Source organism: Streptomyces sp. BV286 (assembly GCF_019090165.1).
GTDB lineage: Bacteria > Actinomycetota > Actinomycetes > Streptomycetales > Streptomycetaceae > Streptomyces.
The window spans coordinates 111,315-117,692 of the sequence record NZ_JAHRIB010000163.1 but is presented as its reverse complement, the minus strand read 5'-3'; the positions used below and the strand labels follow the sequence as shown (position 1 = coordinate 117,692).

The window sequence follows — 6,378 nt, the reverse complement described above, 5'->3', positions numbered from 1 at the left end:
TCTCCGCGGCGGCCGGCTTCGGGGCCGGCGGGCGCGGTGCTGCCGGACCCGGACGGGCGGCCTGCGCGGGAGAGGGGGCACCCGGCCTGGCCGGTGCGGCCTTGCGCGGGGCGGGCTTGCCGCCGCCGTTGCCCTGCTGCAGGGCGTCGGTCAGCTTGCGTACTACGGGCGCCTCGATCGTCGAGGACGCCGAACGGACAAATTCACCGAGTTCTTGGAGCTTGGCCATGACGACCTTGCTCTCCACCCCGAACTCCTTGGCGAGTTCGTATACCCGGACCTTAGCCACTTCGCTCCTTTTAGGTCCGGGTTGCGTCCGGACCGTCGCTACTTCATGGGCGTACTCATCGCGTGCTCATCGAGTGCTCATCGCAATCTCGACCTACTTCCAACTCGCGGGGTACCAGGGCCGCACGGGGTTCCGTGCGACACGTTTTACGGTGTTGCCTGCTCAGCAACTGTCTGTCGCTCGACGTAATGGCGCAACGCCTTTGTGTCGAGCGCTCCCGGGGCACGCAGCGCCCTCGTGAACGCCCGGCGGCGGACCGCCAGGTCGAGACAGACCAGGGCGGGGTGTACATACGCACCCCGGCCGGGCAGCGTACCGCGAGGATCGGGGACGCATTCGCCCTCGGCCGCAACGGTACGCAGCAGATCGGTCTTGGCCGCTCGCTCCCGGCACCCCACACAGGTGCGTTCAGGGCATGCGCGGGCATGCGTCCGGCCAGACACTCTTAAGTCTACCTCCCTGCACCGACCTCACCCCTTTGGGGCAAGTATCGAACAGTTGCCGCGCACGAAACTGTCGTGATCTGAGCCACCTGCGGCTTGGATCTATTCCCCGGTACGTTCCCGGGTGCGTTCGCCGGGCCCTTCACCGCCCTGCTCACCGGTCTGCTCGGTGTCCGGGCGGATGTCGATGCGCCAGCCGGTCAGACGGGCGGCGAGCCGGGCGTTCTGCCCTTCCTTGCCGATCGCCAGCGACAGCTGGTAGTCGGGGACCGTCACGCGCGCGGAGCGGGCCGCGAGGTCGACGACCTCGACCTTGGAGACCCGGGCCGGGGAGAGCGCGTTGCCCACCATGTCCGCGGGGTCGTCCGACCAGTCGACGATGTCGATCTTCTCGCCGTTCAGCTCGGCCATGACATTGCGCACGCGGCCGCCCATCGGGCCGATGCAGGCGCCCTTGGCGTTCAGGCCGGACCGGGTGGACCGGACGGCGATCTTCGTGCGGTGGCCGGCCTCACGCGCGATGGCGGCGATCTCGACGGACCCGTCGGCGATCTCCGGCACCTCGAGCGCGAAGAGCTTCTTCACCAGGTTCGGGTGGGTGCGGGAGAGCGTCACGGACGGACCGCGCACACCCTTCGCCACCCGTACGACGTACGACCGCAGCCGCATGCCGTGCTGGTACGACTCGCCGGGGACCTGCTCCTGCACCGGCAGGATGGCCTCCAGCTTGCCGATGTCGACGAGCACGTTCTTCGGGTCGCGGCCCTGCTGGACGACACCGGTGACGATGTCGCCCTCGCGGCCCGCGTACTCGCCGAGCGTCGCGTCGTCCTCCGCGTCCCGCAGGCGCTGCAGGATGACCTGCTTGGCGGTGGTGGCGGCGATCCGGCCGAAGTCCGACGGGGTGTCGTCGAACTCGCGTGCCTCCTGCCCCTCCTCCAGGTCCTGGGGGTCCTCCTTCGCCCACACGGTCACGTGGCCGGTCTCCCGGTCGAGCTTGACGCGCGCGTGGCGGCGGCTTCCCTCGGTGCGGTGGTAGGCAATGAGGAGGGCCGACTCGATCGCCTCGACCAGCAGGTCGAAGGAGATCTCCTTCTCCCGCACCAGGCCCCGCAGGGCACTCATGTCGATGTCCACGGCTACGCCTCCTCCTCTTCCTTCATGTCCTTCTCGTCCTTCTTGTCCTTGCGGCTGAACTCGACCTGGACGCGCGCCTTGGCGATGTCCTCGAAGGCGAGTCTCCTGGCGGTGGGCCTGCGCCCCTTCACGCCGGGCACCTCGACGTCCACGCCCTCGTCGTCGACCGTGATGATCCGGGCGACCAGCTCGTCACCGTCTCCCAGCTGGAACTTCACGAGACGGTCGGTGGCGCGCACGTAGTGGCGGTGTTCCGCGAGTTCGCGCTCGGCGCCGGGGGTGCCCACCTCGAGGGTGTACTCGCCCTGGCCCATGGCGTCGGTCTCGTCGAGCTTCGCCGAGAGCGCGCGGCTCACATCGGCGATGGCGTCGAGGTCGGCCCCTTCGTCGGAGTCGACGACGACGCGCAGCACACGCTTGCGTCCGACCGAGTCCACTTCGATCTCCTCGAGATCGAGTCCCTGCGAGCTGACGAGCGGTTCCAGGAGCTCTCGAAGCCTCTCGCTCTGGGTGGTGCTCATCCGGGTGACTCCTCGGCCGCGTGTGCTGTTGTGGGTAGGTCGCGTGTCAGGTCAAAGGGTATCCGGTCCCGGGGGGTGTTGCCGTCCACCGTGGCCCGTCGGGCGGCGGGGCGGCGCCGCTGGTGGGTGTGGGGGCGGTACGCGGGTACCGTGATCAAGGGCCTGCCGCCCTTTTCGTTCGAACGAGCCCTCCGAGGACGTCTGCCGTGCCGTTCACCCTGCCGTCGCGCACCCCTTCGGGGCCGCGCCGAAGGAGCCTGCTCGCCGGGGCCGCCGGTGCGGGCACCGCGCTGCTCGCCGGCTGCTCCGCCTCCGAATCCCCCTCCGAGACCACCAAGGGGAGCACGGCCGCCGCCGTGCGGGCACGCGCGCGTGCGGCCCGCGACAGCGAGCGGCTCGCGCAGCGGTACGAGGCCGTGCTCGCCGTGCATCCCACGCTGGCCGGTCGTCTGTCACCGCTGCTGGCGGATGTCGTACGGCACGCCGAGGCGTTCGGGGGCGGCGGGCGGGCCTCGGACGCGGCGTCCGCGTCGAGGTCCGCGTCGACGCCCCCCTCCCCGGGCGCCTCCCCCTCCCCCGAGGTACCGGTGGTGGAGAAGGACGCCCTCACCGGGCTCGCCGCGGCCGAGCGCGAGGTGTCGGACCGGCGCACGAAGGCGCTCATGGAGGTGCCGGGAGAGCTGGCCCGACTGCTGGCGTCGGTGGCGGCGGCCGGTGCGGTGCACGCGTTTTTGCTGACGGAGGACGAGAAGTGAGCGGTCCCGGCAGAGCCAGGGTGGAAGCGAAGGCGTCGGCGGAGCTGAAGGCCGTACAGGCCGCGCTCGGGGCCGAGCACGCCGCCGTGTACGGCTACGGGGTCGTGGGCGGCAAGATCGTCGAGGCGCGGCGGACCGAGGCGCGGGCCGCGTACGACGCGCACCGGGCACGGCGGGACGAGCTGACGCGGGACGTACGCGACCTGGGCGGGAAGCCCGCGCCGGCGGCGGCTGCCTACGCGCTTCCGTTCCCGGTGACGGACTCGGAGTCGGCGGTGCGGCTCGCCGCCGAACTGGAGGACCGCGTGGCCGGGGTGTACTCCGATCTCGTCCGGGCCGCAGACGGCGGCCGGCGGCGCGCGGCGGCGGGCGCCCTGCGCGAAGCGGCGGTGCGGGCGGTGCGCTGGCGCGGTGAGAGCGTAGCCTTCCCTGGTCTCGCCGAGCGGTCGGCCACGTCCACCGCGTCGGCGACCGGAACCGGGTGACGCATACAGGAAGGAAACGACTCGCGCATGGCTTTCGAACCGCCGCAGCGTCTCGTCAAGGCGCTCGGCGAGGCGGCACCGGGCGCTGACGACTGGCTGGAGAAGCTGCCACAGGCGGCTCAACAGGCCGTCGCGCTACGCGAGTCGACCGTGGAGCGTGTGCAGGTTCCCGGCGGACGCAGCAGCCTGGTGGTCCTCGTCCGGCTGCCGGACGGCACTCCCGCCGTCCTGAAGCTCGCGCCGCGCCGGGCCCGCCCCGAGAGCGAACGGGCCGCGCTGGCGCACTGGGACGGCCTGGGCGCGGTACGCCTCCTGGAGCCGGCCGGCGCCGAGGGCGTCCTGCTGCTGGAGCGGCTGCATCCCGATGTGTCGGTGCGGTCGCTTCCGGAGGCCAAGTCGATGCTGGAGGCGGCGGGCGCCCTGCGCAGGCTGTGGGTCGAGCCGCCGGCCGGGCATGTCTTCGAGACGGTGGCCGAGCGGACCGGCCGGCAGGCCGAGGCGATGCGGGCGGGCGCCGACGCGGAGGCGATGCCCCTGGTGGACGCGGCTCTCGCGGTCCGCGAGGAACTGCTGGCGTCCGCGCCCGCGGCCCGCCTGCTGCACGGCACCTTCCGCCAGAGCAAGGTCCTGGCCGGCGAGCGGAGCCCCTGGCTGGCCGTGGGTCCCGACCCGGTGGTCGGAGAGTGCGCCTTCGATCTGGCCCGGCTGGTCCGTGACCGGGTCGAGGACCTGATCGCCTCGCCGTCCGGCGCCGCGACCACCCGGCGCCGGGTGAAGCGCCTCGCGGAGTCCCTGGACGTGGACCAGGAGCGGCTGCGCGGCTGGACCCTGTTCCGGGCCGTGGAATCGGGCGTACGGGCCCGGCGCGTGGGCCGGTCGCGGGACGCCGAGCTGCTGCTGGAGTTCGCCGACTGGCTGTAGGCCCGGCCGGCCCGGGGGCCGCCCGCTCAGGGGCGGCTCCCGGGCGCCGGTCACTTCGCCGTCAGGCGGGCGATGGCCTCGTCCACCGTCAGCTCCTCGCGCTCACCGGTGCGGCGGTCCTTCAGCTCCAGGACGCCGTCGGCCGAACGCCGGCCGGCCACCAGGATCTTCGGTACGCCGATGAGCTCGGCGTCCGTGAACTTCACGCCGGGCGACACACCCGCGCGGTCGTCCACGAGGACGCGTACGCCCGCCGCGCCCAGCTTCTCCGAGACGTCGAGCGCCAGCTCGGTCTGGAGGGCCTTGCCCGCCGCGACGACGTGGACGTCGGCCGGGGCGATCTCGGCGGGCCAGACGAGGCCCTGCTCGTCGGCGTGCTGCTCGGCGAGCGCGGCGACGGCACGCGAGACACCGATGCCGTACGAGCCCATGGTGACGCGGACCGGCTTGCCCTGCTTGCCGAGCACGTCGAGCTGGAGGGCGTCGGCGTACTTGCGGCCGAGCTGGAAGATGTGGCCGATCTCGATGGCGCGGTCCAGCTTGAGGCCGGTGCCGCAGGACGGGCAGGGGTCGCCCTCCCTTACGACGACCGCGTCCACGTACGTGTCGACCTCGAAGTCACGGCCCGCGACGACGTTCTTCGCGTGCACGCCGTCCTTGTTGGCGCCGGTGATCCAGGCGGTGCCGGGGGCGACGCGCGGGTCGGCGAGGTAGCGGACCTTCTCCAGGCCCTGCGGGCCGACGTATCCGCGTACGAGGTCGTCGCGGCCCGTGAAGTCCTCGGCCGTGACGAGCTCGACGGCGGCGGGGGCGAAGTGCGCCTCCACCTTGTCCATGTCGACCTCGCGGTCGCCGGGGACGCCGATGGCGACGATCTCGCCGTCCACCTTGACCAGGAGGTTCTTGAGCGTGGCGGAGGCGGCGACCTCCAGGTACGCGGCGAGCGTCTCGATGGTCGGGGTGTCGGGGGTGGGGATCTCTTCGAGAGCGGGCACGGCCGAACCGTCCACCGGCTGGAGCGCGTATGTGATCGCCTCGGTGTTGGCCGCGTAGTCGCAGTGGGGGCAGTCGGCGAAGGTGTCCTCGCCGGCCGCGGCCGGAGCGAGGAACTCCTCGGACTTGGAGCCGCCCATGGCGCCCGCGGTGGCCGCGCAGATGCGGTAGTCCAGACCGAGGCGCGCGAAGATCTTCTGGTACGCCTCGCGGTGCAGGGCGTACGACTGGGCCAGGCCCTCGTCCTCGGTGTCGAAGGAGTACGAGTCCTTCATCAGGAACTCGCGGCCGCGCAGGATGCCGGCGCGCGGGCGGGCCTCGTCGCGGTACTTGTTCTGGATCTGGTAGAGGATGACGGGCAGGTCCTTGTAGGACGTGCACTGGTCCTTGACCAGGAGGGTGAAGATCTCCTCGTGGGTGGGGCCGAGGAGGTAGTCGCCGCCCTTGCGGTCGTTCAGGCGGAACAGCTCGGGGCCGTACTCCTCCCAGCGGCCGGTCGCCTCGTAGGGCTCCTTCGGCAGCAGGGCGGGGAGCGTGACCTCCTGGGCGCCGATGGCGTCCATCTCCTCGCGGACGACCCGCTCGACGTTGGCGAGGACCTTCTTGCCCAGCGGCAGCCAGGACCACAGGCCGGCGGCGGTGCGGCGCACGTAGCCGGCGCGCACCAGCAGTTTGTGGCTGAGCACCTCGGCGTCCGCCGGGTCGTCACGCAGTGTCTTGACCATCAAACGGGACATGCGCTGGACCTGGGCCATGGTTCTCGACTCCTGCTGCGTAAGGGTGATGGCTAAGCCGTGCCGGGCGGTGCGGGGGGCGTGCCCCACGTGCCCGGGG

8 protein-coding genes are annotated in these 6,378 nt (G+C 71.9%); 3 read left to right on the top strand and 5 right to left on the bottom strand.

Annotation, left to right across the window (positions count from 1 at the left end; all coding sequences use genetic code 11):
* The 4 genes from KUF83_RS29510 to rimP all read right to left on the bottom strand — a co-directional run.
* Positions 1–289: translation initiation factor IF-2 N-terminal domain-containing protein (locus KUF83_RS29510; protein WP_217458026.1), on the bottom strand; the 289-nt coding region annotated here is incomplete at its 3' end.
* Between the two features lie 146 nt (positions 290–435).
* Entirely contained in the window at positions 436–732 is a 297-nt protein-coding gene (locus KUF83_RS29505) for a YlxR family protein (protein WP_217458025.1), read from the bottom strand.
* A 102-nt stretch (positions 733–834) separates the two neighbouring features.
* Positions 835–1,869 carry a transcription termination factor NusA gene (nusA, locus tag KUF83_RS29500; RefSeq protein ID WP_217458024.1) on the bottom strand — a complete coding sequence of 345 codons (1,035 nt, stop codon included), beginning with the start codon at positions 1,867–1,869 and terminating at the stop codon, positions 835–837.
* Between the two features lie 2 nt (positions 1,870–1,871).
* Complete coding sequence (gene rimP / locus KUF83_RS29495) at positions 1,872–2,390, bottom strand: ribosome maturation factor RimP (protein WP_217458023.1); 519 nt, start codon at positions 2,388–2,390, stop codon at positions 1,872–1,874.
* 206 nt (positions 2,391–2,596) lie between these two features.
* Between rimP and KUF83_RS29490 the strand changes: the two genes are divergently transcribed.
* The 3 genes from KUF83_RS29490 to KUF83_RS29480 are packed head-to-tail and all read left to right on the top strand — an operon-like array spanning position 2,597 to position 4,551.
* A complete protein-coding gene (locus tag KUF83_RS29490; protein WP_217458022.1) occupies positions 2,597–3,145 on the top strand; it encodes a hypothetical protein in 549 nt (182 codons plus the stop codon).
* The gene (locus tag KUF83_RS29485; RefSeq protein ID WP_308403189.1) at positions 3,142–3,630 is read left to right on the top strand and encodes a ferritin-like domain-containing protein; all 489 of its coding nucleotides are present in this window, start codon (positions 3,142–3,144) and stop codon (positions 3,628–3,630) included. The genes KUF83_RS29490 and KUF83_RS29485 overlap by 4 nt, the downstream gene beginning before the upstream one ends.
* A gap of 27 nt (positions 3,631–3,657) precedes the next feature.
* On the top strand, positions 3,658–4,551 hold the full coding sequence (locus KUF83_RS29480; protein ID WP_217458021.1) for an aminoglycoside phosphotransferase family protein: 894 nt from the start codon (positions 3,658–3,660) through the stop codon (positions 4,549–4,551).
* 50 nt (positions 4,552–4,601) lie between these two features.
* Here the strand turns inward: KUF83_RS29480 and KUF83_RS29475 are convergent, their stop codons facing one another.
* Positions 4,602–6,299, bottom strand: a complete 1,698-nt coding sequence (locus KUF83_RS29475) for a proline--tRNA ligase (RefSeq protein WP_217458020.1) — start codon at positions 6,297–6,299, stop codon at positions 4,602–4,604.
* Positions 6,300–6,378 lie beyond the last annotated feature (79 nt).